Source organism: Alicyclobacillus fastidiosus, assembly GCF_026651875.1.
Classification (GTDB): Bacteria; Bacillota; Bacilli; order Alicyclobacillales; family Alicyclobacillaceae; genus Alicyclobacillus; species Alicyclobacillus fastidiosus.
The window spans coordinates 1,306,351-1,330,853 of the sequence record NZ_CP104067.1 but is presented as its reverse complement, the minus strand read 5'-3'; the positions used below and the strand labels follow the sequence as shown (position 1 = coordinate 1,330,853).

General features: G+C 46.8%; 18 protein-coding genes and 2 pseudogenes. 8 read left to right on the top strand and 12 right to left on the bottom strand.

Features of this window, described 5'->3' with window-relative positions:
- Positions 1-2: 2 nt before the first annotated feature.
- The 4 genes and pseudogenes from NZD89_RS06680 to NZD89_RS06665 all read right to left on the bottom strand — a co-directional run bounded on the left by NZD89_RS06680 (position 3) and on the right by NZD89_RS06665 (position 6,359).
- Positions 3-1,364 (bottom strand): IS4 family transposase, encoded by a 1,362-nt coding sequence (locus tag NZD89_RS06680; protein ID WP_268004608.1) that lies wholly within the window; start codon positions 1,362-1,364, stop codon positions 3-5.
- Positions 1,365-1,517: 153 nt separating this feature from the next.
- A pseudogene (locus NZD89_RS06675) lies at positions 1,518-1,811 on the bottom strand (alcohol dehydrogenase catalytic domain-containing protein); the annotation flags it as partial.
- A 223-nt stretch (positions 1,812-2,034) separates the two neighbouring features.
- Positions 2,035-3,981 carry a sigma-54-dependent Fis family transcriptional regulator gene (locus NZD89_RS06670; RefSeq protein ID WP_268006966.1) on the bottom strand — a complete coding sequence of 649 codons (1,947 nt, stop codon included), beginning with the start codon at positions 3,979-3,981 and terminating at the stop codon, positions 2,035-2,037.
- Positions 3,982-5,111: 1,130 nt separating this feature from the next.
- The gene (locus NZD89_RS06665) at positions 5,112-6,359 is read right to left on the bottom strand and encodes a transposase (protein WP_268006965.1); all 1,248 of its coding nucleotides are present in this window, start codon (positions 6,357-6,359) and stop codon (positions 5,112-5,114) included.
- 127 nt (positions 6,360-6,486) lie between these two features.
- On the opposite strand from NZD89_RS06665, the gene NZD89_RS06660 reads away from it, so the two are divergent.
- Positions 6,487-7,599: an IS110 family RNA-guided transposase gene (locus NZD89_RS06660; RefSeq protein WP_268006964.1), complete on the top strand. Its 1,113-nt coding sequence runs from the start codon at positions 6,487-6,489 to the stop codon at positions 7,597-7,599.
- Positions 7,600-8,030: 431 nt separating this feature from the next.
- Here NZD89_RS06660 and NZD89_RS06655 read toward each other — a convergent pair whose 3' ends face one another.
- Complete coding sequence (locus NZD89_RS06655) at positions 8,031-8,264, bottom strand: hypothetical protein (protein WP_268006963.1); 234 nt, start codon at positions 8,262-8,264, stop codon at positions 8,031-8,033.
- A gap of 603 nt (positions 8,265-8,867) precedes the next feature.
- Between NZD89_RS06655 and NZD89_RS06650 the strand changes: the two genes are divergently transcribed.
- Complete coding sequence (locus NZD89_RS06650) at positions 8,868-10,070, top strand: transposase (protein ID WP_268006962.1); 1,203 nt, start codon at positions 8,868-8,870, stop codon at positions 10,068-10,070.
- A 336-nt stretch (positions 10,071-10,406) separates the two neighbouring features.
- On the opposite strand, the gene NZD89_RS06645 is transcribed toward NZD89_RS06650, so the two are convergent.
- Positions 10,407-11,153, bottom strand: a complete 747-nt coding sequence (locus tag NZD89_RS06645; RefSeq protein WP_268006961.1) for an SDR family NAD(P)-dependent oxidoreductase — start codon at positions 11,151-11,153, stop codon at positions 10,407-10,409.
- A gap of 163 nt (positions 11,154-11,316) precedes the next feature.
- On the opposite strand from NZD89_RS06645, the gene NZD89_RS06640 reads away from it, so the two are divergent.
- The gene (locus NZD89_RS06640; RefSeq protein WP_268006960.1) at positions 11,317-11,901 is read left to right on the top strand and encodes a TetR/AcrR family transcriptional regulator; all 585 of its coding nucleotides are present in this window, start codon (positions 11,317-11,319) and stop codon (positions 11,899-11,901) included.
- Between the two features lie 16 nt (positions 11,902-11,917).
- Here NZD89_RS06640 and NZD89_RS06635 read toward each other — a convergent pair.
- The 4 genes and pseudogenes from NZD89_RS06635 to NZD89_RS06620 form a co-directional block, all read right to left on the bottom strand.
- A pseudogene (locus tag NZD89_RS06635) lies at positions 11,918-12,547 on the bottom strand (IS110 family transposase); the annotation flags it as partial.
- Between the two features lie 474 nt (positions 12,548-13,021).
- Positions 13,022-13,648, bottom strand: coding sequence for a 4-carboxy-4-hydroxy-2-oxoadipate aldolase/oxaloacetate decarboxylase (locus NZD89_RS06630; RefSeq protein WP_268006959.1), 627 nt, complete (start codon positions 13,646-13,648; stop codon positions 13,022-13,024).
- 3 nt (positions 13,649-13,651) lie between these two features.
- Positions 13,652-14,305 (bottom strand): RraA family protein, encoded by a 654-nt coding sequence (locus NZD89_RS06625; protein ID WP_268006958.1) that lies wholly within the window; start codon positions 14,303-14,305, stop codon positions 13,652-13,654.
- A gap of 20 nt (positions 14,306-14,325) precedes the next feature.
- Positions 14,326-15,627: an MFS transporter gene (locus tag NZD89_RS06620; protein ID WP_268006957.1), complete on the bottom strand. Its 1,302-nt coding sequence runs from the start codon at positions 15,625-15,627 to the stop codon at positions 14,326-14,328.
- A gap of 126 nt (positions 15,628-15,753) precedes the next feature.
- On the opposite strand from NZD89_RS06620, the gene NZD89_RS06615 reads away from it, so the two are divergent.
- Positions 15,754-16,659, top strand: coding sequence for a LysR family transcriptional regulator (locus NZD89_RS06615; RefSeq protein WP_268006956.1), 906 nt, complete (start codon positions 15,754-15,756; stop codon positions 16,657-16,659).
- Between the two features lie 81 nt (positions 16,660-16,740).
- Here NZD89_RS06615 and NZD89_RS06610 read toward each other — a convergent pair whose 3' ends face one another.
- The gene (locus NZD89_RS06610; RefSeq protein WP_268006955.1) at positions 16,741-17,700 is read right to left on the bottom strand and encodes a D-2-hydroxyacid dehydrogenase family protein; all 960 of its coding nucleotides are present in this window, start codon (positions 17,698-17,700) and stop codon (positions 16,741-16,743) included.
- 496 nt (positions 17,701-18,196) lie between these two features.
- Positions 18,197-19,111 (bottom strand): LysR family transcriptional regulator, encoded by a 915-nt coding sequence (locus NZD89_RS06605; protein ID WP_268006954.1) that lies wholly within the window; start codon positions 19,109-19,111, stop codon positions 18,197-18,199.
- A gap of 325 nt (positions 19,112-19,436) precedes the next feature.
- On the opposite strand from NZD89_RS06605, the gene NZD89_RS06600 reads away from it, so the two are divergent.
- The 4 genes from NZD89_RS06600 to NZD89_RS06585 all read left to right on the top strand — a co-directional run bounded on the left by NZD89_RS06600 (position 19,437) and on the right by NZD89_RS06585 (position 24,358).
- Positions 19,437-20,855, top strand: a complete 1,419-nt coding sequence (locus NZD89_RS06600) for an NAD-dependent malic enzyme (RefSeq protein WP_268006952.1) — start codon at positions 19,437-19,439, stop codon at positions 20,853-20,855.
- A 33-nt stretch (positions 20,856-20,888) separates the two neighbouring features.
- Entirely contained in the window at positions 20,889-22,055 is a 1,167-nt protein-coding gene (locus NZD89_RS06595) for a mandelate racemase/muconate lactonizing enzyme family protein (RefSeq protein ID WP_284286222.1), read from the top strand.
- 282 nt (positions 22,056-22,337) lie between these two features.
- A complete protein-coding gene (locus tag NZD89_RS06590; protein ID WP_268006950.1) occupies positions 22,338-23,348 on the top strand; it encodes a 2-keto-3-deoxygluconate permease in 1,011 nt (336 codons plus the stop codon).
- A 311-nt stretch (positions 23,349-23,659) separates the two neighbouring features.
- Complete coding sequence (locus tag NZD89_RS06585; protein ID WP_268006949.1) at positions 23,660-24,358, top strand: IS6 family transposase; 699 nt, start codon at positions 23,660-23,662, stop codon at positions 24,356-24,358.
- Positions 24,359-24,503 lie beyond the last annotated feature (145 nt).

Sequence of the window (24,503 nt, the reverse complement as noted above, 5' to 3'; positions counted from 1 at the left end):
ACTCAACTTTCGCAGGCCAAAACAGGGAGATATGCCTTGATATAGCTGGGTAAACCGTCGATCCACCGCTGTAGTTGACTGCGAATCAGTTTCGAGAGTCGTTTGCCTGCCTTCTTGGAAACATCATTTACAAGTTCAACCAATTGGCTCAATGCGATGGCCCAGTCCAGTTCGCTCACTTCGTCGCAGAGCATTAGAAATAGATTCCCCAATGTACGGTTGTCCGTGCTCTGGCGGTGCTGCCAAGCTAACAGAATATACCGTGAAAAGACAATCGTCGTGTGGCTGATGAGCATGTCATAGGAACGTCCTTGAAACTCTTTCTGCAGACGCAGTAATGATTTTGTGCATTTGAAGAACACTTCAATGTCCCATCGAATGCCGTAAATCTGTACGATTTTCTCGACCGTCAGCGTCGTATCTGTAGACAGGATAGCCAGCCATTCCTTCTTGTTGGTTCGGTGACGAACGAACACCATTTTGATCGGGATGCCTGGGCGCAGTTGAGTATGTATGGACCTTAAGATTCCTTTCTTCGTACTTTGAACGGGCGTAGCAGCGTAGTACAGCTCTTGCAAGGACAGGCACCGTCCGTCGAGTAAATATCGTTTGTTGTCCGCCTTGACCATTCCGATGACGTCCAGTCCCCTATCCAGCACGGCTTGAATCAACGGAGCGTGCGTGAACCAACTGTCCATCAATACGTACGAGGCATTCATTCCAGCAGACAGAGCACGGTCAATCATGGCAGGGATGATATCTGGGGCCGGGAGAAGTGATTCCATTCTGCGTTTGTATCCGTGAGTGCGTTTATCAATCGATTGACCCAAGCCTTGAATCTGCGACTTGACGGAACTGAGGAGAGAAAAGTCCACTGGGACGAATGTATGACCGTCAGACCAGCCTAACGTCAACATACGAAATCCCTTGTAGTAGCAATTCCGTGCATGGTCTTTGAATCGAGCCAAGAGTTCCACGCACTTACTCCTGTTCCGCTCATACATGGAGTCATCGACAACGAATACGCTGACACGCTTGTCAGATGTTAACGAACTGGTTTTGTTCACGGCCTCCACACTGAGCAATAGGAGAAAGCGTCGCCATGCAAATCCGGCATGATTGAGAAAACGGTACACAGCATCCTTGCCAGGATATGATTCTGACTTTGCGCTATCAAGAAATTGAAACCAGTTTCGATGATGGAAGATGAGCACAAACACAAGCTGGAATAGGTAGGAACACGCAACCCCAAACCTCTTGGTGATGCCAGCATTACGCAGATGCTTAAGGACCTTTAGTTCTTGAAAGGCAGGACGAATTTCGACAGGCAATTGATTGTTGTTTTCCGTCTCATAACCTATCATATAGGAGAGCACCTCTTCCGGTATGGTAGTGTTTGGTCGCATTTACTATACCAAAGGAAGTGGTGCTTTTGATTTGTCAACGCTAATATTCTAATCCGTTCAAGTCTTTACGCCACAAGGGCTAGCTACACATTTCACTCTGCGAAAGTTGAGTTTTTTACAATTATCACACTTCCCACAAGAGGTAATGCAAGAGATCAGAACCCGGTCACCCTTTTTAAAATTATTGACCCCTGTTCCGACTTCCTCAATCACTCCTACCCCTTCATGTCCCAAAATTCTTCCATTAGTTACCGCTGGTACATCCCCTTTCAATATATGCAAATCTGTACCACAAATGGTTGTTTTAAGCACCTTTACAATCGCATCACTTGATTTTTGAATCGTTGGTTTGGGTACATCTGTCCATTCTTTCTCCCCTGGTCCTCGATAAACAAGTGCCTTCATTGTTGTAGTTTGATCTGCCATTACTTTCAGCTCCCTTTAAAATGTAAATGGACTAGCAGAGGATGCTGTATACGTTTTCACTTTGATTCATCTGCTAGATACACTATTAATTAGCAAAAATCGTGCCAACACCATTTTTTGATGTAAAACTTAAAGGGCCTAGTAATCACTGGAGTTTAAAACTTTTTGAATCATTTTCCAATCAAAATTTTCGTCTCATTTGTTAAAATTCATTCGGCGTAATCCCATACTGTTTGACCTTCCGATACATCGTAGCCCGGGAGATCCCTAACTTCACTGCAGCGCGTGGAATGCTCCCATCCATTTGTTGGATCATCGAGATAATTAGATTTCTCTCAGATTTTAATGGGTTTTCTACCATATCTAATAAGTCGGAGGGAAGGTCACAAGGAAGCAAAGTGTTTTCTTCCATATTAAAAAGAGATTGCTCGATCATATTTTTTAACTCTCGAATATTCCCAGTCCAGGAATATTGCTGGAGGATACGAATGGTCTCTGGATCAACGATAACATTCGATTTGCCAAATTGCGGAGCCAACCGTTGAAGAAAATACTGGGCCAATGAAGGGATATCCATGGATCGTTCACGCAAGGCAGGAAGTTTGATTTGGATCACCTGTAGTCGATGCACTAAATCTCGGCGGAACTCACCTTTTTGCACGGCTTCCATTAAATTCTTATTTGTTGCCGCAATGACTCGTATATCCAAAGGAATTGGCTTTTCTCCACCAATTCGAGTGACACATTTCTCTTCCAACACACGGAGTAAATGAACCTGAAGATTCAGCGGCATATCCCCGATTTCATCTAAAAAAATAGTCCCTCCATGGGCCAACTCAAACTTACCGTAACTCCCTTTCGATTTCGCTCCCGTAAAAGCGCCTGGCTCATAGCCGAATAATTCACTTTCAATTAACTCACGAGGAATCGCTCCACAATTGATCGCAACAAAAGGTTTATTCCGCCGCCTGCTTGCCTGATGAATCGACTGAGCAAACAATTCTTTTCCTGTCCCGGTCTCGCCTGCAAGAAATAGGTTGGAATCAAGCATAGCAGCTTTTTTCGCCTGTTGAACCACTTTCAAAAAGGCCGGGGACGAACCAATCATATGATCAAAGGTATATCTTGTGGAGGATTGATCCTTTCTTTCAACGGATATACTTTTCATCCCTCTCAAAAGGGACGGACTTTCGCGAAGTCGAATGCCAAAACCAATCAAATCCTCATCCATCATGACCGAATAAATGGAGCAAATGAATCGACACCTCCCCTCACTCAGGGTGATTTCTTGTTCCACCACTTTTTGATCTTCTTGTAACACATAAGTAACTAGTTGATTGAATTCAGGAATGTCATCAAGGGTATGTATTCTTTTTCGTAGAAAGCATTCGGATTTCGCATTCATTTTCACTACTCTCTTATTGACATCGGCTAAGATGATTCCATCGTCCCATTCCCCCCACTGCGTTTCCAAAAAAGGGTTTCCTAGCAAGCAATATTGATAGACATTTTTTTCAATAGACTTCGAAATTTCATTCGCCTTTGATATGGATAGACCTAACGTGTGGGGATGGATGTTCTTCCATTTCCCTGAGATGTCAAAGACCCCTATCAACTCATTTGAAATCGGATTCAAAATTGGAGCTGCTGCACAAAACCAATCGTGCCACCCATTACAGAAATGTTCCATGAAAAAAACCTGTACCGGCTTCTTCGTTTTGATCACTGTTCCGATCGCATTAGTTCCAGCTACCTCTTCACTCCACACGGCACCAGGCATCAGCCGTATTTTCTCACCTTTGTTTAAAATACTGTTATCTCCAAACGAATTGAGAATCAGTCCATTTTTATCGGCGATCGTAATAATGGTCTCACTGCCGACGATAAAATCAGAGAGGTATTCCGTATCTGGTATAGCAAAGGAAAGTAATGTTTTATTCTTTTCACGCCTATTGATTAAATCATCGTTAGTAAGAACTGCTTTGACTTGTTGCTGATAAGGATCAACGCCAAAGCCCCTCGAACGTTCCCAAGAATGAAAAATATCGCGACGGATCAATTTACTAGAATTTAATCCTTTTTCAACATAATCATACCAAGCCTTTTGAATAGAAGTGGTGAAATCCTTATCGATCATATTTAAAGTCATTCTATCCCCTCCTATGTGTGCTTTATAGTTCGTGAACGTAGTGTAATAGCTCACCGCCGATGCCCATGTCTCGAAAACTACTTTCAATAAGCAATTCTAAATATATAGGGTTACGTGTTTATCTGTCAGACTGCGAATGTAGCCCACCACGTCATTTTCAGCGCACACAACGAACCGTACGTTCGAATTATTCCAAGCACTGAAAGTAAGCATGTCGTCGTTAGCAAGGTTCGTCCAGCCCTCGTTGCGATTGAGGCTCTGGATGTGAGCAAAATCAGTGTCCTGAAACGGAGGAAAGCACACAGTCTTTCCGTTACCCAAAGAAAGCTCCATTTCAGTTCCAACTCCAATCCAGCATTGCACTGTATAACAGCGGGTGTTCGAACACTCATTATCAATTATATCAGCCTAGTAGGTTGAATCCTTATTGGATTAACCTGCCCAATACTGCAGTAAGCCTGAAGGCTGTTTACTGCATCTTTATTCAGAGCGGTCACAAGAGGCGTTATTGGGTATCTGTTTGCTATACCCTTCTTCAAGAAACATGCATGATGCCGCATGGATTCTGCCGTTTTCCAGTTGATTACTGGGAGAATTCCTGGTTCATCCCACTTTTCTGTACTGCAATACCGAGAGTCTATTTCAATCAGAAGCAGGTAGCGTGCTCTTTAATTAGATGCCACCATCTAAATAGTGCAGTAACACACGGTCCTCAGTCGCTGTATGTTCATGCGGTTTGAACCCAACAGAGCTTACGGGATTAATGCCCCCAATGATATGAACGACACCGTCAAGCCCCGTGTCGTGATGGGGTTGAAAGCCCGGACCGAAGGCAAGGTTCGTCGACGGTTGGCACACTGATATCCGTGGGTTGGTTACCACATTTCGTACCTCCGTCATGGGGCTGCCTCGGACTAGCTTCGTGCGTCAGGTTCTGGACCTTGCAATAGCCTCTCGGCATTGGAGCGCAGAACAGTAAGATATATCGGAATGCCTTCCAAGAATCCACTGGAAAATCTGCGAGCAATGGTTTAAACCACCGTGTTCCTTGAAAAAGGGTATAACAAACAGAGCGATGACGATCCGATTTTCAAAAAGTCATCGCTGGAGATGGTTTGATTGGGGTATTTTCAGGCTGACAAGAGTATCGACGATAGGTCTAGATTACTCTCTTGGTACCAAGCGTCCATGTGTTGGCACATGGCAATGCCATAGATGCGGACGGTCCACATCATGGTGCTGCGATGCTTGGCAGCTTCGAGGAGAAAATCTTCCTTTGCTCGCTTGTTGCTACGCTCGCAGGTGGTTCTGCGTTTGTAGACATCGTTCCACTCGTTGCTGTTGCGGACGACGGGTGGGAACAAGCGAGGATTGTGTTTGGTATATGTGTGTACGCATCTTCCGTAAGGTGAATCAGAACAGGGCGTATCATAAGTCACCACACCTTTGACGACGAGTGGACAATAGTACTTTCGGCGACCGCGTGTGTAGTCGTAGCCACGATCTTTCATCTCCAGCCCCTTTTTACAAAACGGAACCCCAGTAGGGGAAAATGTGATGTCATCCTTGCGAACCCCCTTGCTCCCCGTACTGCGCAGGTTTAAATCGATAAATGGCTTTACTTTCCGTGATAGAAGGTACTGGTAGATTGGCAGTGCGTCGTGCGCGGCATCTAAAATGGCTTTGTCCCAGGTATATTCACGAAAGCGTTCGACGAACTCACGCGCACTGACTACCCAAGAGGTCGCATCATGGCGCGAAGCTCGTTGAAGTCTGGGGTAAAGTGGCAGGTCGTAAGGACTATCCGCAGCAACAAACGTGTAAAGGTGATAACCGAAGAAGTACCTGTTTCGATAACTGTCCCAGCCCATATCACAGTCGGGTTGGGAATAGATACGATAGCATCTGCATGGCTTGATACCGAGTTCACGACAGTTGCAAAGTCGTCGGCTACGAACTTGGGTAGCTGTTTGAAGCGGCATTCCATCACCTGCGATTGACAGTGCGTTCGTGTCGCCCAGTAAGCCTAGAGTGGCAGATACGGTAAGGAACTGCTGTTGAAAGAGCACAAGCAATCTGTCAAATGGCTGTGGCTTGGTGGCTGAGCGCTTTTGTAGCTGAGCCATGAGATTTGCGATTTTGCTATACGCTTTGGTTGGTGCCTTTTCTCCCTTTTTGCCACCTTTGACTTTCTTTCGATTGAGTCTGAGCTTGGGCGAAAGATTCGCGGAGGTATGAGACCACAGCCGCTTAAAGAAATGGTAGAAGGTACCGACACCAGGCGTTTTCCCGTACTCAAAGCCACTCAGGATGGCATACAGTGGGCAACGATGCAACTGATTGACCCACTCTGTAATCGATAGTTCTCCGACCTGCAACATGAGTTATCATGAACGAGGTTCGGCTCCATGTCACATTCTCGTAGGTTAGTGGCCATACTGCTGAGTAAAGAGAATTACCAGTAGATGTGACCGACCAGAGCTACACTGTGAAGGAGCCGATAATATGAAGGATATCACAAAAGTCGTGGGCTTAGACGTGTCAGAGGATTTCATTGCGGTGGCCATAGCAGATGTCGGAAGTCGTGAGGCGGCTAGATATTACGGAGAAGTGCCCAATACTCCGGAAGCTGTACGCAAACTGTTTTCAAAGCTCGGAAACGCAAGTGAAATCGAAGCTTGTTATGAGGCTGGTCCCACGGGTTATGAGTTACAACGCTTACTTACCCAACTTGGGGTTAGATGCATCGTCGTTGCACCCACCCTCATTCCGAAACGGCCAGGTGAGCGAATTAAGACAGACCGTCGAGATGCATTGAGATTAGCTCAGTTGTTTCGAGCTGGAGAGCTCACACCAGTCTACGTTCCGACAAGAGAAGATGAAGGGATTCGAGACTTAGTACGAGCGCGAGAGGATGCAAAAGAAGACCAATTGCGTGCGCGCCACCGTCTATCTAAGTTTTTGCTTCGTCACGATATTAAGCCCAAACAAAAAATGACCACCTGGAAGACTCGATATCGGGCATGGCTAGACACCTTGAAATTTGAAAATCGATACGAAGACGTGACTTTTCGCGAGTATCTCCATGCCATAGATGAGGTGGAGCAACGAATCAAACGACTAGAGACCGAGATTCATCATGCTGCAGAGACAAGTTCTCATGCCCCTCTTATCCAAGCACTGCAATCTCTTCGAGGAGTAAAGGAAACCACTGCAGTCACGATTGTAGCAGAAATCGGTGACTTTAGACGGTTTGTGAATCCGCGTCAGTTCATGGGTTATACAGGGCTCGTGCCTAGTGAACACTCGAGCGGTAGCGTGAAACGCAAAGGAAGAATTACAAAGACAGGAAACACACATCTACGACGGGTACTGGTTGAGTCAGCCTGGAGTTACCGCTATCGACCGGCGGTTAAAGGAGAAATTCGAAAACGACAACAGGGTCAGCCGGCTGAGGTCCAACGAATATCATGGAAGGCCCAAAATCGACTCCATAACAAGTACACACGCCTTGTCAGTAAAGGGAAACCTTCTAATCAAGCTATAACTGCAGTCGCTCGTGAATTAGCTGGGTTCATGTGGGCAATCGCACGCCAAATGCAGAAAGATAAAGCTTAACCAATAGAATTATACTTCCGCGTTCACCGGGAACCTTGAATGAGAAAACTGGAAGACTGGGCTCGAAGGCAAAAGTGTAAACCGTAGGAGGATAACCCACGTTTTCTTCTTGTGCTAGGTATTGCCCTCGCGAACCGAACGCACGCCATGAGTTCGTGGCAGGTCCTCTAGACGGAGAGATTAACTGTGGTAATCAACCCACGAATATCAGAATGCTCACCGTCGAGAAGTTTTTGCCTTCGTGCCGAGTCTTCGAGGTTAGTTGCTTGACATGGAGCCTCTGCGGCCCCGACGTGATGCCGGACGAGCGCCTCGGAAGGGCCGTATGGCGAATCAGCCTATCGGAGCCGCCACTCCATGTGAAGCAACGCGAAATCCCTGTTTTAGAACAGTGGCACAGCGGGAGTTGTAGTGGTGCTTGACATCCTCGTTCATATCAGTAGATAGGAACGAAGTAAGTCGGCAGGGTCAATGGACCTTGGACCACGACACGAAAAAGCTCCTTCGAGTAAGCGAAACGTGCAAGAGAGGTCGGTAATCCAGAACTTCTTAACAAGCGACCAGTCCTTTGCGACAAAGAGAAGCGACCCATTCCCGTAGTGAATACGAAGTTGTTGCTCAACGAACGACTGATACTGCTGATGAGACCGCACCATGGGTAACATAAAGCAACCCCAATTCCGATGAGATAGAGCGGTTAAGCCCTTCTCGGCGATTGTTGGGGTGATTCTAAAAAGTCAAGTATTATTTGGCGCACAGCGTATTTTCTTTTCATGGTGGCGCTGAATTTCCAATTTTGAATTGTCAAGTGGAACTGACGAACATGGGGGCAAACGAAGATCCTCCAGGCACAGAACCGTTGAGGGTTCAGCGACAATCCAATACCGAGAGGCTATTGCGCATACGGGGGCGTTAGTCCCAGATCAAGATACACTCAGAACGACAGATACGGCTGTCGTTTTATACATCTGTAAGGGTCTTCCCAAAAGAATAATAGTCTGTGGATTTGATGGACAACCCAAGAACAGTGTTGCCCACGACTTCACAGGCTTGACACAGGGGAAACCGCTTCGCTCCTCCCCTCTTTTGCTTCGCAAAATTCACCCCTCCCACTCCTCCTGCATCCAACAGAATACTTAATTGAGCGTTTTGCAGATTTCTAAGCCCTTGCGGGGCAAGGGATAACAGGACATAAAAAAGGACTTCACCCCAACATCGAGAAAATTTCAAGTGACGAAACAAGAAACCTCGACAGGAGGAAAGTCCACTTGTATCTTCTCCAAAAGTCTCTGTTTTCCTTTGAAGAGTGGCTAGAAATCGAACCCAGTGAGCGATTGGAGCTGTTCTTTTCCGCACTGGATTTGCAACCATATGCCGCAAAGTTGAGGAATTCGTCACCCCAGGGTGCAAAACCTATCAATCGTGAAGCAATTTTACGAGCGTTACTGGCTGCGCCGCTTGAGGGCATTTCGACTTTTTCTCGGCTACACAAGCGCTTGAGAACCGACTTGCAGTTTAGGTACCAATGCGGTTTCCGGTTAGATGAACCAGCCCCATCGATTGCCACATTCAGTCGAGTTTTCATGACAGTTGTGGATAGAGGCCTTGCTAAGGAACTCTTCATTGACCTGGTCAGCCAATGTAAAGAGTTCGGTATTGTTGATGGGAGTCACATTGCTATCGACAGTACGGCGATTGGTGCCTATGAGAAAAAGCAGCCAAAATCACGGAGTAAAGGTTCGGGTAATGCCAATTGGGGTGCCAAGTTCGACACGTTCGGTAATAAACTCACATGGTTCGGATACAAAATTCATCTTGCTGTAGATACCGCTAGTGAACTACCGGTTTCCTTAGAGGTCACACCTGCTCATGTGTATGACGGAGAAATGGCGATGCCATTGATAAAAGACGTTGTTGAGAACTACGGCTGGAAAGTTAAGTTCGTCATGATGGACGCCGGATATGACCAGGTGAAGAATTATGAAGTCGCTCGCAGCTATGGTGCACAGGCAATCATAGCATTGAACCGAAGAGGTGAAAAAGAGCCACCTGCTGGGATAGCGTCCAACGGAACACCTTGTTGCTCCATGGGTTATGACATGGTCTACTGGGGCGCTGATGGTGATCGGCTAAAGTTCCGTTGCCCTCACGTTCTGGGCAAGGTGAATTGCCCTCTCGGGGCAGCAGCTTGCTCTGATTCCAACTATGGAATGGTTATCAAGAAGAACATCAATGAAGATATTCGTCGCTACTCGAATCCACACCGAAACACACGCGGTTGGACAGAGTTGTACGACGAACGAACTTCGACTGAACGCTGTAACTCAAGACTTAAGGAGAATCTCACGGCAAACGATGTTCACGTTCGTGGTATCCAAAAAGTCACGACACATGTTTATCTCAATGTCATAGTTTTGTTAGCATCTGCACTTGCGACGAGAAAAGCAGCTAGCACGCAAACAGTAGCCTAATGTCCGTACTGATGATAATACCTGCATAAGTGCATTGCAAAAAATGTAAAGGTAAGTCCCTAATTCGCTTGTCGTTTCTTTTTACTCCATCAAAAAACTTCATTCTGCAAAACGCTCAATTAACTGCTTCATGAAAAAGAAAACGAGGGACCAGAGCATTAAGTGCTCCAAGACCCTCATAAAATGTGTTACATTTCATCGGAGTACCTTCTCATACGGGAGCCTGTAGCGATTCACGTATACTTTAATAAAAAGATAGAGAGGCCCCATTTGTTTACTGTTTGAATGGTTGTAGAACCTACGGATCGAATCCAATCCTTCACCCCAACAACAATGTCAATGGGCGGACATGCCGGCATCAATTAAGTGCTCTGAGGCAGTAATATATGATGATTCATCCGACGCTAGAAACAGCACCAGATTGGATACCTCTTCCGGCTCTGCGAGGCGGCCGAGTGGGATCATGCTAGTAGCTTCGCCGCCAGACTCGTCAGTTGCCGCCGCCATCATCGGTGTCTTAATGAATCCGGGATGTACAGAGTTCGCTCTTATATTCCGCGAACCGTACTCTACAGCAGTAGCCTTAGTCATCCCGCGTACCGCGAACTTACTTGCCACATAGGCCAGGCTTGGAAAGCCATAGATGGCCACCACTCCAGCAATCGAGGAAATGTTTACGATGGATCCTATTCCTGCCTTCAGCATCGATGGAATTACTGTCTTCATGCCAAAAAAGACCCCATGTTGATTAATCCCACAGACTTTTAAATAATCTTCTTCAGACAATTCGTCTGTCTTGGCAATGGGACCTAAGACCCCTGCATTATTAACAAGAACGGTTATTTCTCCAAAAGTCGATATGCCCTTTTCAACGACTTGTTCCCAAGATTCTTTTGAGGTTACGTCGTGTTTTAGGAATAGAGCGTTTGACCCCAGTTCCTCAGCTAATGCTGAGCCGCCTTTCTCGTTTATGTCAGTTAATATTACTTTAGCGCCTTCTTTAATGAATTTTCGAGCATGAGATGCGCCCATTCCTTGTGCAGCCCCTGTAATTAGAGCCACTTTACCGTCAAGTCGTCCCATTGATAGGACCTCCCTAAGTAATTTGGTGAATCATAAAACGTTGCCTATAATCAACATAGAATCTGTGAGGAAATTCTACAAACGTCAATCCTGTTGGAAATGTCGATTAGTGGACACGTTCAGCCTATATGTCTATGAAAACGCTTAAAATTGGAGGCGCATGATGGCTAGAAAAGAAGATCCTCGTTATCTCAGAACCCGACAAATGCTATGCAACTCATTCATAGATTTAATTGAACTCCATCAGGATTATGACAAAATAACGGTGCGAGACATCGTCAAACACGCAGGAATAAACCGGTCCACATTTTACCTGCACTTTAAAGATAAGGACGACCTATTTGCGGAGATGAAAAACGAGGTCATATTAGAATTATCTAAGTCTCTGTATCATCCGACGTACGACTTTGATCTTGCCCTTCAGGAATTCAACGATCACGCTAAACCGATTGTGACACTTGTCAGTCTGAGCCACCATGTACAAAGATACGCAAGATTTTACAGTGTCATGTTGGGTCACGGAGACTTTTTAAAAGGCGTCTTTGATGCTATCCGAACAGTATTGTTGAAGATGTCTGATTCCGAACTTGATGCAGATTACACAGCTGGAGGAATTTTAGGGGTCATTTCCCACTGGGTTAGAAACGGATTAAAAGAGAGCGCTGATGAGATGTCTTTATGGCTAACACGAGCCGTATTGATTCCGGTAGGTTTAGCTTTTAGAGGACCAGAGGCTCCTACTGCATGATTAAGTATGTAGAATACGAACGACTTGGACACAGTTCCGCGACTTTATCTGCCAACTCCCTCTGTGTGACTGCAAGCACCGATTCTGCTGTCGGAAACGCCAACAGCACGTGAAACGAGACCTTAGAATACAAGTCCCCAAATATCCCCCTGAACTCTGGGAATACCTGATCCAATACGGCTTGGAACTGCAGCTTTGTCTTGATGTACAAATCCGTAATGGACTCGTGCTGTCTCGTTAAGCTTCTTAGATTCAATAGCTGAGTACCACGTTGTTTATGAGGCTCAAATTGCTCCTTGTAATACAATTCACACAAACGATACGCATCGATGGCATCCGTCTTTACCTTGCGCAGGTTAGACTTCTTCGCCTGGTGAGCAACAAGCGGATTTACAAGGATTTACACGTAATTGTTTTCCTCGAGGAACTCCATGACAGGCGTGTGGTAATGACCCGTGGACTCAAAAATGATGACCGGACGAACCTCCGCGGTCGCTTCAACCGTACGCAGCACTTCGAGAAACTCCTCAAAACCCTCCTGCGTATGAATGACGTTAAAACTTCCGCCGTGCGGCAACCCTCGGTCCAGAAAGACTTGTCCTTTACTCTCTCCCTTCGCAATATCTAACCCCACAACCGGATTCAAGTGAAACATCTCCTCTCAAGCAAATTCACCGGTAACCCCTAGTCCTTCTTGCAGTTCATAGCTTCGCTTGTGATGCGGGATCGCTTGTCCAAACCAGCCTCAAACATGCTTCTACAAGTAGGAGGGAACATTTTAGCGCACGGATTCAAGGATCCACCTGCCCAGACGTTCTACCCGGCTACCGGAAATAAACCTCTAAAACTTAAAGAGGTCAACCAATCCGTGACCGAATTGATTGACCTCATAATACGAAACTGCCCATAAGCGACATAAGCATCGTTCGATCGCAAACGTATAATCATGCAAACCACGGACCAGACCGTTCTTGAATTTACGCCCACATATGCGCAAGTAGTTTTAAAATTGGATTGACATAAGAGTAGTAACTCTCGTGTTTTCCACAAGACTTGTATCCTAACCAAAAGAAGGGCTGACATTGGCCATCCCAGATGACCAATATCAGCCCCTCTTTTACTATAGATTATATATTTCAAGCGTACTTTTTCCTTGGCGAAGTTCCAACATGACTTTTAATTCCTTCTCTTCCCGTGCCTTCGCTAACTCTGCCACTCTACTGACCTGTTTTCTAGGAATGACCACCACTCCATCGCTGTCACCTAGAACTAAGTCACCAGGAAATACAATCACGTCTCCAATCCGTGCAGGCGAATTCACCACCGATTGTGCCTGATCATCCTTTCCAGTGCCGTTGATGCAAATTCCACGAGCGAATATAGGGAAGTCAAGTTCCACTAATCTGTCCAAGTCACGAACACAGCCGTTAATAACAAGGCCGCCAATTCCACGTTCAATAGCTGCCTTAGTCATAATTTCTCCCCAATATCCATACTCGTAAGCTGTGCCCACATCCACTACCAGAATATCACCGGGGGTGGCTTGATAAATCGCTCGATGGAGCCAAAGATTATCACCAGGAGGGGACAGCACCGTCATGGCAAATCCACACAGTTTCATGGTTTTCGACACGGGTTTAATTTGTGACGGTAGATTTCCGATTCGACCAGCCGCTTCATGCACTGTAGAGCTTGGGAGTGTGCTTAAGGCATTTAAAAGTTCTTCATCCGAGTGTAATATTTGCATGCATTACATCCCCCTTTTCGTTTGAAGTGAATGGTATTTGAATGCTTTTCTCGCTTCATCCAACCGCATGCCATTCTTAATAGCAGAACGAATTTGATTCTCCGCTTCCTCAATCTCAAGTGCAATTTCAAGAACTCGCTCTTCGTGCTCCTTTGGAATCACAACTACGCCATCGGCATCTCCAAAGATGATGTCATTTGGTCGCACGCGAATTCCCGAAAGGGATACAGGCACGTTAACAGCTTCCAGTTGAACCCGATCTTTACCGGTTCGCATATAGCGGCCTTTGCTAAACACAGGATAATTAAGTTCTGTATAGAGACTAGTATCTCGACAAACACCGTCAATTACTGTGCCACCGATCCCTTTCATTGATGCCATGGTAGTTAGGATGTCTCCCCATACCGTACAATTTAGGCGTCCACTATTGTCGATGACGATAATGGTTCCTGGGGTTATGTCATCGATAAAATCTCCCACATTTCCTTTGTCCACGCCAACCGGTTCGTATTTGAGGGTCAACGCACGACCTATTAATCGGAACTGGTGATCAATAGGTGTGATTCCAAGGCACGCTCCCTCCATTCCGATTCTGTCCAAAGCGTCCGATACCGTTGGTGTAGAGAGTTTGCTGAATTGTTGAAGGATGTCTGTCATACCTAGCATTCTCCTCTTTTTCACATTTTTATATTTAGTGGTTTGTTACTGTTGATTGCGAGATAACCGATAATCCCTAATACCGTGATTCCGGCATTGACCAGTAAGACGGCGTTCCACCCAAGATTTTTAGCAAGGATTGGCGCTAACGTGGGTACGATGCTTGCTGCAATAAATCCCCACATATTCATCCACCCGCCGACAGTGGACGTATACTGTTGCCCAATATCGGTTGAAATCGACCATGCCAAGGTCTGAGAAAAGCCCGCCATGCCAAGAGCCAAGCTAATCCAGAGGATATTTCCAATGGCAGACGAAGCAACGGTGCTTAGAACAAGTGCAATTCCAGATATCAAGAGACTGATTACACAAACGACATTTCTCGAAACGTATTTTGACTTGCCGCTCTTAAGCAATGCATCACTAAGGGTGCCCGCAACAAGCACGGCAATGGTCATCGCAATCCATGGGACAGATGTATAAAAGCCCATCGACTTAAATGAAATGTGTCTTGCAGCCTGCAGGTAATACGGCAGCCAGTATACGAAAAATTGAACAACCCACAATGTTGAGAAATATCCTAATGCAATCATCCAAAATGAACGTTGCTTTAAGAACATAGACCATTGGCCTTTTGGGGCTTCACTCTGGCTGTTTTCAAAGTTGCTGTCTTTAATATAGGCAAGTTCCTGTTCATTCACCATTCGATGTTGTTCGGGTTTGCTTCGCATGGTGATAAACCAAATTACAGCACAAAGAATTCCTAACAAACCGCACAAATAAAACGGAGATCTCCAGCCAAAAGCTCCTACAATGGCTACGATAATGGGCGGCCCTATGACATTTGAGAAGAATGCCCCGCCGTTCATTAAAGAGTTTGAACGTCCTCGTTCGTGCTTGGGAAACCAGTTCGCGTAGAAATTATTCCCTGCCGGAAATAACGGGGCTTCTCCCAGCCCAAAGAGAAAACGAACAATAATTAGGCCTGTAAGTGACCCGACGGCTCCAGTCAGTATTGTGAAAATCGACCAAAGCACAAGCGAAACCGTTAACATGAGACGCGAACCGCGCTTTTCAACGAGAATTGAGCCTGGAATTTGAAAAATAAAGTAGCCCACAGAGAAAACCGTGGTTAACACCCCAAACTGTACCGGGGATATATGAAGCGCTTTCATGATCGGCGAAGCTGTCACTGAGAACACAGCACGATCTAAATAAGCGCAAAGACAGAGAATTAATACTAATGAACCTCCAATCCAACGAATGTTTGTACGTTTTACTGCCGATGGCCTGACAATAGTGCTAGGTTCCGTATTCGCCATACTGGTCACCTCCATGAAATCAATTTGTGCGATGCACACTACTTATTTTTAAACATGAAATTCCCAATGTAAAACGAATAATTTTACTATAAAATATTTATAACTTCGATAATTAGGAGGCTTATTATGGATTGCATTTCCATTGAAACCTTTCTAACCATCATGAAAACGCGGAGTTTGACCAAAGCAGCTGAATTACTGAATCTCACGCAATCAACAGTCAGTCATCGACTCAAGATGTTGGAATTGTCCCTGGACATGGCGCTGATAGAACGAGGAAAAGGACAGCGCGGTATTACACTTACCCAAGCTGGTGAGGCGTTCATCCCGATTGCAGAACGCTGGTGGGAGGTATGGCGTGAGATACAAATGCTGAAAACCGGCGCACCGAAGTTATCTCTGCTGATCGGATCTGTTGACAGTGTAAACGCATACGTGCTGCCTCCGGTATACAGACAATTGCTTCAACACGTGCCAGCCATTGATATCCAAATTCGAACACAACAATCGGCAGAACTCTATGACTTAATTGAACGTAGAGAAGTGGATGTTGCTTTTGTATTGCTCGAGCGGTATTTGCCGTCCGTAGATATGAAGCCCTTCTTTACGGAACCGATGGTGGTCGTTCGTTTAGGTGGCATCCAAGAACTGCCCGCGTCCGTCGAGCCAGAAAGCCTCGATCCTCACGATGAGTTGTTCATAAACTGGAGTCCTGCATACCAAATGTGGCACGATAAATGGTGGGGATCCCACATTAAACCTTCAAGAATGCGCCTTGACACAGCTCAATTGATATTGGCTATCATGGAACAAGCGAAGCAGTGGGCGATCGTTCCGTTGTCGATGGCGCGTTCATTTAAAAGCAAGGGCGACTTCGTTATCCAGCACCTTACTGATACACCGCCCCACCGCGTCTGCTATCAAATTACACACAAATCTCCTCGACAGAGCGCCATACATGCAATCGATATTCTTAATCAGTATTCTGAACTCCTGAAGGCCGATATGAATGTCGATCTGGTTGATGTGTAGCATGCTTGGATATTACAAAAAACCTTGAAGGACGGTGTTGTCATCATCACCATCCTTCACCTTTGATTCAGGTGTAGAGTACTATGAAAGTATGCGAATTGGGGCGCCGGAAAGATAGGCTTGAATATCTTCGACAGCCTCACCGTACCAAACCCGGTAGGTATCGTGGGTTACATAACCAATGTGCGGGGTTGTGAGAACATTTGGAAGAACTCGGAATGGATCATTCTCGGGAAGTGGTTCGGTTTCAAAAACGTCCAACCCAACACCCGCAATCCAGTGATTTTCAAGAGCATCCTTCAGTGCAACTTGATCCACAATTGGTGCACGGGATGTATTTATCAGGTACGCAGATTTTTTCATACGCTGTAGTTCTGAAGTGCCAATGAGGCCCTTTGTTCTATCGCTGAGAACGACGTGGACTGAGACGAAATCGCTCGTCTCAAGGAGTTCCTCTTTTGAACTGGCCAGCGTTGCCCCTACGGAGTTGGCCCGTTCTTCCGTTAGATTTTGACTCCACGCTGTGACGTCCATTGCGAATGCTTTGCCGATCCGTGCAACGTCGCTTCCGATTTTTCCAAGGCCGATCACACCTAGCCGTTTGCCGTAAATATCGGTGCCAATCGTCGTCTGCCACGGCCCGTTCATTTGAACCGAACGACTCTCTTGTATAAGATTGCGAGATAGACCAAGGATTAACGCCCACGTTAACTCTACCGTTGCTCTCGAATGTGACACACCGCCTGTGCCGCACACGGTAACACCATGCCGCGCAGCAGCTGCAAGGTCAATGGAGGCGTTTCTCATGCCAGTGGTAACCAATAATTTCAGTGACGGTAAACGCGTAAAAAGTACATCGGTGAACGGAGTACGTTCGCGCATTGCAACGATGATTTCGCAATCGCTGACCGCATTTATCAACTCATCTTCGCTATGGAAATGTTGATTGAACACGCGCACCTCAACACTGTCCGTTATCAAGGACCAGTCAGCCATAGAAAGCGCTATATTTTGGTAGTCATCCAGTACTGCACAACGCATTTTCAAAACACTTCTCCCTTATCGCAAAATTACGCCGCCCAACACCGGACTTCGTGGGGTGATCATACCACACCCAATTCTAAAAATTCATTAAGATGATAGTGGAGAAATGTTTACATATGTTACGACCAACGGTAACGTTATCGTAGCAACGGATCCGCATTTTGCAAGTACATAAAATTTTTCCTAGACTCTAAATAGGGGTTGCCGTCTCCACTATCTTACTCTCCGATTTTATAGGCTGTTCCTCTGTCCGACAGTGCGTATTATGATTGATTGTGTTCAAAATCTCACGGGGGATTCTATCTCGGGTATGGTGGACATTCCGTAAGCTTCATCTTGTATTATGCTGCCCGAGAGCGACATAACGGGTTCTTTGAACCTGTGTATTTTCATGCAGAGGTTCACTCACGCGGATCTTCGATATAAGCACCCTTATGTGCAATAGCGACGCTATCAGACTTTCTGATACTGCATGTCCGAGAAGAGGAAACGTTCATTTCACGCCCGTCCCATATTTGACCTGTGTGGACGTAAATTCTGTATTGGATATGAGTTCAATAAAACTATTGATGGTTTGGTTTTGATTCTTACGTTTCAACAAATAGGTATGTGCTGACGGGAGAGAGAAATATGGAAAGGGAACCATGTCCATCTGCCCCTTCTCGACCGCATCCTTCACGGTAGTGACCGGAAGAAAGGATATTCCCATACCCTCCTTAATCCATTCTACCGAGACGTGTACTTTGCTCACTTTCATCGTTCTCACGTTAGGCACGTTGCACCGAAGTTGAAACAGGAGGTCATCCCAGTACAGCGGATGGTTATAGGTGAACAGCAGGTTTTCTCGAAAGATATCTTCCGTACTTACTTCTCTTCCATTTCTTACGCCAATTCCGGATGGACCAACGAAAACAATCGGATCGTTATATAATTCAATGCTCTCCATTTGCTCCTGTACGATTGGAATTCGGCCAATACCAATGTCACACTCCTGATTCATCACGCTCGCTACGACAGAACTCGAATCCGTCACTTCAATGGAGAACTCCGTCTCTGGACTCACTTTACGAAACTCTCGAATCCACCTAGGGAGGGCGGTAGTTGCAACGAGCGTAGATACAGAGATTTTGATGGTTTCCTGGTAACCCTGAAGGCGCCTTGCAACATATTCGATACTCTCGTTGTAGTTCTCCATAATGGATTTGGCGTACTGTAAGAACCCGAGACCAGTTGGATTTAACTGAACTGACCTACCTATGCGATCAAAGAGCCGAGTCTCAAGCTCGTCTTCAATGTTTTGAATGTGAAGTGTGACCGTTGACTGTGCAACATGGAGCCTGTCCGCTGCTCGTCTAAAATTCTCCTCTTCTGCAGCCGTGATAAACGTATTTAGCCAGCTCAATTCCAAATGACTCGCTCCCCTTCCGCTCTTCCAAAACTATTCCATCCCTAAAGGAATTCTGGTCTCATCTGCACTAGGAATTCTCAGATATCTAAACACGAGTGCACAAATAACTAATCGAGTAACCCGATTAAAATATTCACACATATTCACTATACATGAATACTGGTTTTATCTACACTCGAGTCAAGGGGATAAATTCAGAGGGCGGTCAACCTTTGTAGTTACCACACGCTAGGTGACGACCAACTCAAACCTCTCATCAATATCCCATAATGCTGCCTTTCCTTTTGGAAACGTAATCATATCGAACAACTTGGGGGAGAGGCCGATGCTGGGCTCAAATGCCACGGCGCTTAGTATCATCATTCGACTACAACTCACTGAGGATGCCTCGTACAGTGATGTCGCGACGGCCATCGGTGAGGCCGACGGAGATATCATTGCCGTTGACGTCATTCACGCCTCAAAAGACAACGTTGTCAGGGACATTACAGTGAATGTCCGAAACCATGAGCATCAGGTCCGTGTCGAGAATTCACTTCGAAAGCGAAACGGAATCAAGGTAATTAACGTGTCTGACCGGACGTTCCTGGTTCACCTCGGTGGAAAGATTGAGGTTCAGGCCAAGACGCCAGTAAAAAACCGTGACGACTTGTCTAGAGTCTACACGCCAGGCGTTGCCAGGGTGTGTGAGGCCATACACGAAGATCCCAACAAAGCGTACCAGCTGACCACAAAGAGAAACACCATCGCCGTCGTGACGGATGGAACGGCTGTACTCGGCCTGGGGGACATTGGGCCAGAAGCAGCAATGCCCGTCATGGAAGGCAAGGCAATGCTGTTCAAGCAATTTGCCGATGTGGATGCCTTTCCGATTTGCCTCAATACGACAGACGTGGACGAAATCGTCCGTACGGTGAGAGCGATTGCCCCAGGGTTCGGTGGGATCAATCTCGAGGACATTGCAGCACCGCGCTGCTTCGAGATAGAGGAGGCTCTCCGGCGAGAACTGGATATACCGGTGTTCCACGACGACCAACATGGAACCGCTGTTGTGGTGCTGGCAGGCATCATGAACGCCATTAAGATTGTCGGTAAATCGATGGAGGACTTGAACGTCGTGGTGTGTGGAATTGGAGCCGCAGGTGTAGCCTGCAGCAAGATGCTCCTTGCTGCAGGCGTAAAGAACATCATTGGCGTCGATAGGGATGGAATCATCGAACGTGGCAGGGCCTATGAGAATCCAATGTGGGCCTGGTACGCAGAGAACACCAACCCCGAGCGCCGACAAGGAGACTTAACCGCGGCAATCCGCGGCGCGGACGTTTTTATTGGAGTTTCCAGACCCAACGTTTTGACCGTGGAGCATTTGAAGTTAATGGCAAGCGATCCGATTGTGTTTGCCATGGCAAATCCCAATCCGGAGATTGAGCCTGTAAAAGCGGAACCCTACGTGCGAATCCTTGCAACAGGGCGGTCCGACTATCCAAACCAGATAAATAATATTCTGTCGTTCCCCGGTATCTTCCGAGGAGCACTCGATGCAAGGGCCAGTGACATCAACGAAGAGATGAAACTGGCAGCAGCCTGCGCAATTGCGTCATGCGTGCGCGAGGAAGAACTGAACGAGCAATACATCATTCCGAGTGTATTCAACCCGGAAGTTGTGAAACGTGTGAGCAAAGGCGTAGCAGAAGCGGCGGTTCGCACCGGTGTATCCAGACGTGAGGCTGTTCTTTTCAAGTAACGATACAAAACTACGATATCAGAGGTGGAAACATTGAAAATCATCGACATCCAAGAGCGTGCAGTTCCGATTAAATCCAGCATTCGCAACGCGTACATCGACTTCAGCAAAATGACAGCATCTGCCGTAGCGATTGTGACAGACGTGGTCAAAGACGGTCGTCGCGTTGTTGGCTATGGATTTAACTCGAATGGTCGCTATGCACCGAGTGGTTTGCTCCGTGAGCGGTTCATTCCTCGCCTGCTCGAAGCAGATGCAAAGAGCATTGTTACTGAGGATGGAAGCAATTTTGACCCGTTCAAGGTTTGGGACGTCTTGATGACCGGTGAGAAACCGGGCGGTCATGGCGAACGCTCTGTTGCAGTTGGTGTGCTCGACATGGCGATTTGGGATGCCGTGGCAAAAATCGAAGGTAAACCACTATACCAATTACTCGCTGACAGGTACCGAGACGGCCAGGCTGACGACAAGGTCTTCATCTATGCAGCAGGTGGGTATTATCAACCTGGAAAAGACCTGAGTGCTCTGCAGGATGAAATGAAAGGATACCTCGACCTTGGCTACAATGTCGTAAAGATGAAAATCGGTGGGGATTCCCTGGAGGAAGATGTGCGGCGGATTGAGGCTGTACTCAAAGTAGTGCCAAGTGGCCGTTCGCTCGCTGTGGACGCAAACGGAAGGTTTGATTTGGAGACAGCCATCGCATACGGCAAGGCTATGGAGCAATACGACCTATTCTGGTACGAAGAAGCCGGCGATCCGCTCGATTTCGAGCTCCAAGCGGAACTTGGCCGTCACTATCACAAGCCGATGGCAACAGGTGAAGATATCTTCTCCATGCAGGATGCACGAAACCTTATTCGTTACGGCGGCATGAATCCCGAACGCGACTACCTGCAATTTGACTGTGCACTTAGCTACGGTCTCGTCGAATATATGCGGACGCTCAACATGCTGAGAGAGTATGGATGGTCGTCACGCCGCTGCATCCCGCACGGCGGACACCAAATGTCGCTCAATATTGCCGCAGGTCTGGGGCTCGGTGGAAACGAATCCTACCCGGGCGTGTTCCAACCGTTTGGAGGATTTGCAGACAACCACGCTGTAGTCGATGGTTATGTCACTCTTCCGGATACCCCAGGTATCGGATTTGAAGCGAAGTCGAATCTCATTACTCTATTGAGATCGGTTGCGGAATAACATCACCCCACATCCAACAGGTCCACGCAGTGCGGGGCATCTCGGGCACACCAATCCCGAGCTCGATTGCCCCGTAAGTCCCGTGGTTTGTAGGTCCGGTAGCTTGGAGCTGCAGCACGTTGCAGGGTCCAGTCTGTAGCAACAACCGCATGTGCAAGGGGGCAAACGCATCGCCCCTTTGCGTCATGCGGATTTAGTGTAGATTTTTGTAAGCGGTTTTAGAAAACGATTTCAGACAACGCTTGGAGCCAGCAAGGAAAAAACACTATTGGAGGGTTGAAAGTGAGAATACTCAAAGGCATTCAACGTATTCCCGGTGGCATGATGATTGTTCCTCTGTTGATAGCTGCAATCATCCACACATTTGCACCGAAGGCGCTCGAAATCGGATCGTTTACCTCCGCCATTTTCTCCAGCAAGGGCCTCGACGCTATGATTGGCCTGCAATTATTCTTTGTTGGAACCCGTTTGAAACTGCGTCAAGCACCAGAAGCCCTGAAGCGCGGTATTGTTCTCTTGATTGCTAAGTACGCTGCAGGTGCACTGTTCGGCCTTCTTATTGCTAAAATTTTCGGGCTTGGCGGTATCATCGGAATCTCTGTATTGGCCATCATCTCGACGATGACTGGCGCAAACGGTGGACTGTACCTTTCGCTCATTGGAACGTATGGCGATACGGAGGACGCAGCGGCAATGTCCCTGCTTAACATCCACGATGGTCCATTCCTGACGATGTTGACGTTAGGTGTTACAGGGTTGGCGCACATCCCGCTCATCAACCTTGTTGCAGCAATCGTTCCTCTTGTAGTCGGTGCTATCCTCGGTAATTTGGACGATGACTTTCAGAAATTATTCAGTCCTGGCCTCCCCATCGTAATTCCCTTCATTGGTTTTACCATTGGTGGTGGAATCGATCTCGGCAGCATCTTGAAAGCAGGCATCAATGGGATTATTCTCGCTCTTCTGGTCGTGGTTATCGGTGGCGGAATTACAGTCCTGGCTGACAAGTACATTCTCCGTCGTCCAGGATACGCGGGAACTGCGCTGGCGAGTTCCTCGGGAAACTCCATTGCAAACCCAGCTGTTATCGCCAGTATTGATGCAGCCTACAAGCCCTTCGTATCGGCTGCGACCGCGGAAATCGCATCCGCGGTTGTTCTGACTGCTATCTTTGTTCCATTATTAACAGCCTTTATGGCGAAGAAATTCGGGAGTGGAAGAGTAGAAGTTGACAATACGGTTTCTTCGAACCAGGAAGTGGAACTGGCAAGTAACTGGATGTCACCAAAATAGTCAGATGGGACTTTAGGCTCTCCGCCGAGGCCCGTCAGTAGCCACGGGGCGTGAAGATCATTCTCCCGTGGCTTTGCTATGGATCTACCAGTAAAACAAGCGACGCAATTCAAAAATGCAGAAAAACGCGGTTCCTGGTATACCGCGTTTTTCATATTTATCCAGTATACATTTGGTGTCTTGTGTCGTTAACGCCGCCGGGTAAGTCGGGGGCCTTACGGCCCCCTTCTCCCCTGAGAACGGTTCTGGTGCAAAAACACCAGGCATGCTAGTATTGTCCGGATAAATTTTAGGGATGAGGCTGACATGCTATGAATGCGTTCAAATGGAAGCACTTCGAAACTCATATTATCCTAATGGCGGTTCGGTGGTATTTGCGATACAGCTTAAGTTACCGGGACATCGTCGAACTGCTAAAAGAAAGACGAGTTCAGGTTTCTCATACCACAATCATGCGATGGGTCCATCAGTTCGGTCCAGAGTTGGACAAGCGTATTCGACGTTATTTGAAGCCGACCACCGATTCCTACAGAGTTGACGAAACCTATATTAAAGTGAAGGGAAAATGGACTTATCTATATAGAGCAGTGGACTCTAAAGGGAAAACTGTTGACTTCATGCTGTCTTCAAGTCGAGATGTTAAAGCTGCAAAGCGATTCTTTAGAAAAGCACTGTCTTCGCCGCATAATCAAACGCCGCGAGTCATCACCGTAGATAAAAACCCTGCTTACCCCCTGGCACTACAGCAATTAAAGGACGAAAGGGAGATACCGCAAGAAACCTCAATCCGGCAGACGAAATACCTGAATAACATTGTTGAACAAGATCATCGATTCATCAAGAAAATCACGAACCCGATGATGGGGTTCAAATCGTTTCAAACTGCTGACTACACACTCATGGGCATTGAGGCTATACACATGATACGGAAAGAACAGGTCAAAGCACCTCACGTAGCCGCCTTTTCCATCGCAGATTTTATTAGTGACCTTTTCCACTTCGCTGCATAACCCCACATCAACGATATTAGGCTCCATCTATACCTTCTCTTGATTTTTGCACCAGAACCGAAGTTTTCGCCTCTTCCACTGTAAATTCGGAGGAGCACGCATCGGAGATCTTCGAAGTCGTCCACCCGCTCAGTTTTTCGTTCTT

What these genes read in the sequence shown, in the direction of transcription:
- NZD89_RS06655 (WP_268006963.1), bottom strand. Translation starts at nt 8,264, where the DNA reads ATGTTACCCATGGTGCGGTCTCATCAGCAGTATCAGTCGTTCGTTGAG.
- NZD89_RS06585 (WP_268006949.1), top strand. Translation starts at nt 23,660, where the DNA reads ATGAATGCGTTCAAATGGAAGCACTTCGAAACTCATATTATCCTAATG.
- NZD89_RS06660 (WP_268006964.1), top strand. Translation starts at nt 6,487, where the DNA reads ATGAAGGATATCACAAAAGTCGTGGGCTTAGACGTGTCAGAGGATTTC.
- NZD89_RS06630 (WP_268006959.1), bottom strand. Translation starts at nt 13,648, where the DNA reads ATGCAAATATTACACTCGGATGAAGAACTTTTAAATGCCTTAAGCACA.
- NZD89_RS06645 (WP_268006961.1), bottom strand. Translation starts at nt 11,153, where the DNA reads ATGGGACGACTTGACGGTAAAGTGGCTCTAATTACAGGGGCTGCACAA.
- NZD89_RS06615 (WP_268006956.1), top strand. Translation starts at nt 15,754, where the DNA reads ATGGATTGCATTTCCATTGAAACCTTTCTAACCATCATGAAAACGCGG.
- NZD89_RS06600 (WP_268006952.1), top strand. Translation starts at nt 19,437, where the DNA reads ATGCTGGGCTCAAATGCCACGGCGCTTAGTATCATCATTCGACTACAA.
- NZD89_RS06670 (WP_268006966.1), bottom strand. Translation starts at nt 3,981, where the DNA reads ATGACTTTAAATATGATCGATAAGGATTTCACCACTTCTATTCAAAAG.
- NZD89_RS06640 (WP_268006960.1), top strand. Translation starts at nt 11,317, where the DNA reads ATGGCTAGAAAAGAAGATCCTCGTTATCTCAGAACCCGACAAATGCTA.
- NZD89_RS06610 (WP_268006955.1), bottom strand. Translation starts at nt 17,700, where the DNA reads ATGCGTTGTGCAGTACTGGATGACTACCAAAATATAGCGCTTTCTATG.
- NZD89_RS06625 (WP_268006958.1), bottom strand. Translation starts at nt 14,305, where the DNA reads ATGACAGACATCCTTCAACAATTCAGCAAACTCTCTACACCAACGGTA.
- NZD89_RS06620 (WP_268006957.1), bottom strand. Translation starts at nt 15,627, where the DNA reads ATGGCGAATACGGAACCTAGCACTATTGTCAGGCCATCGGCAGTAAAA.
- NZD89_RS06680 (WP_268004608.1), bottom strand. Translation starts at nt 1,364, where the DNA reads ATGATAGGTTATGAGACGGAAAACAACAATCAATTGCCTGTCGAAATT.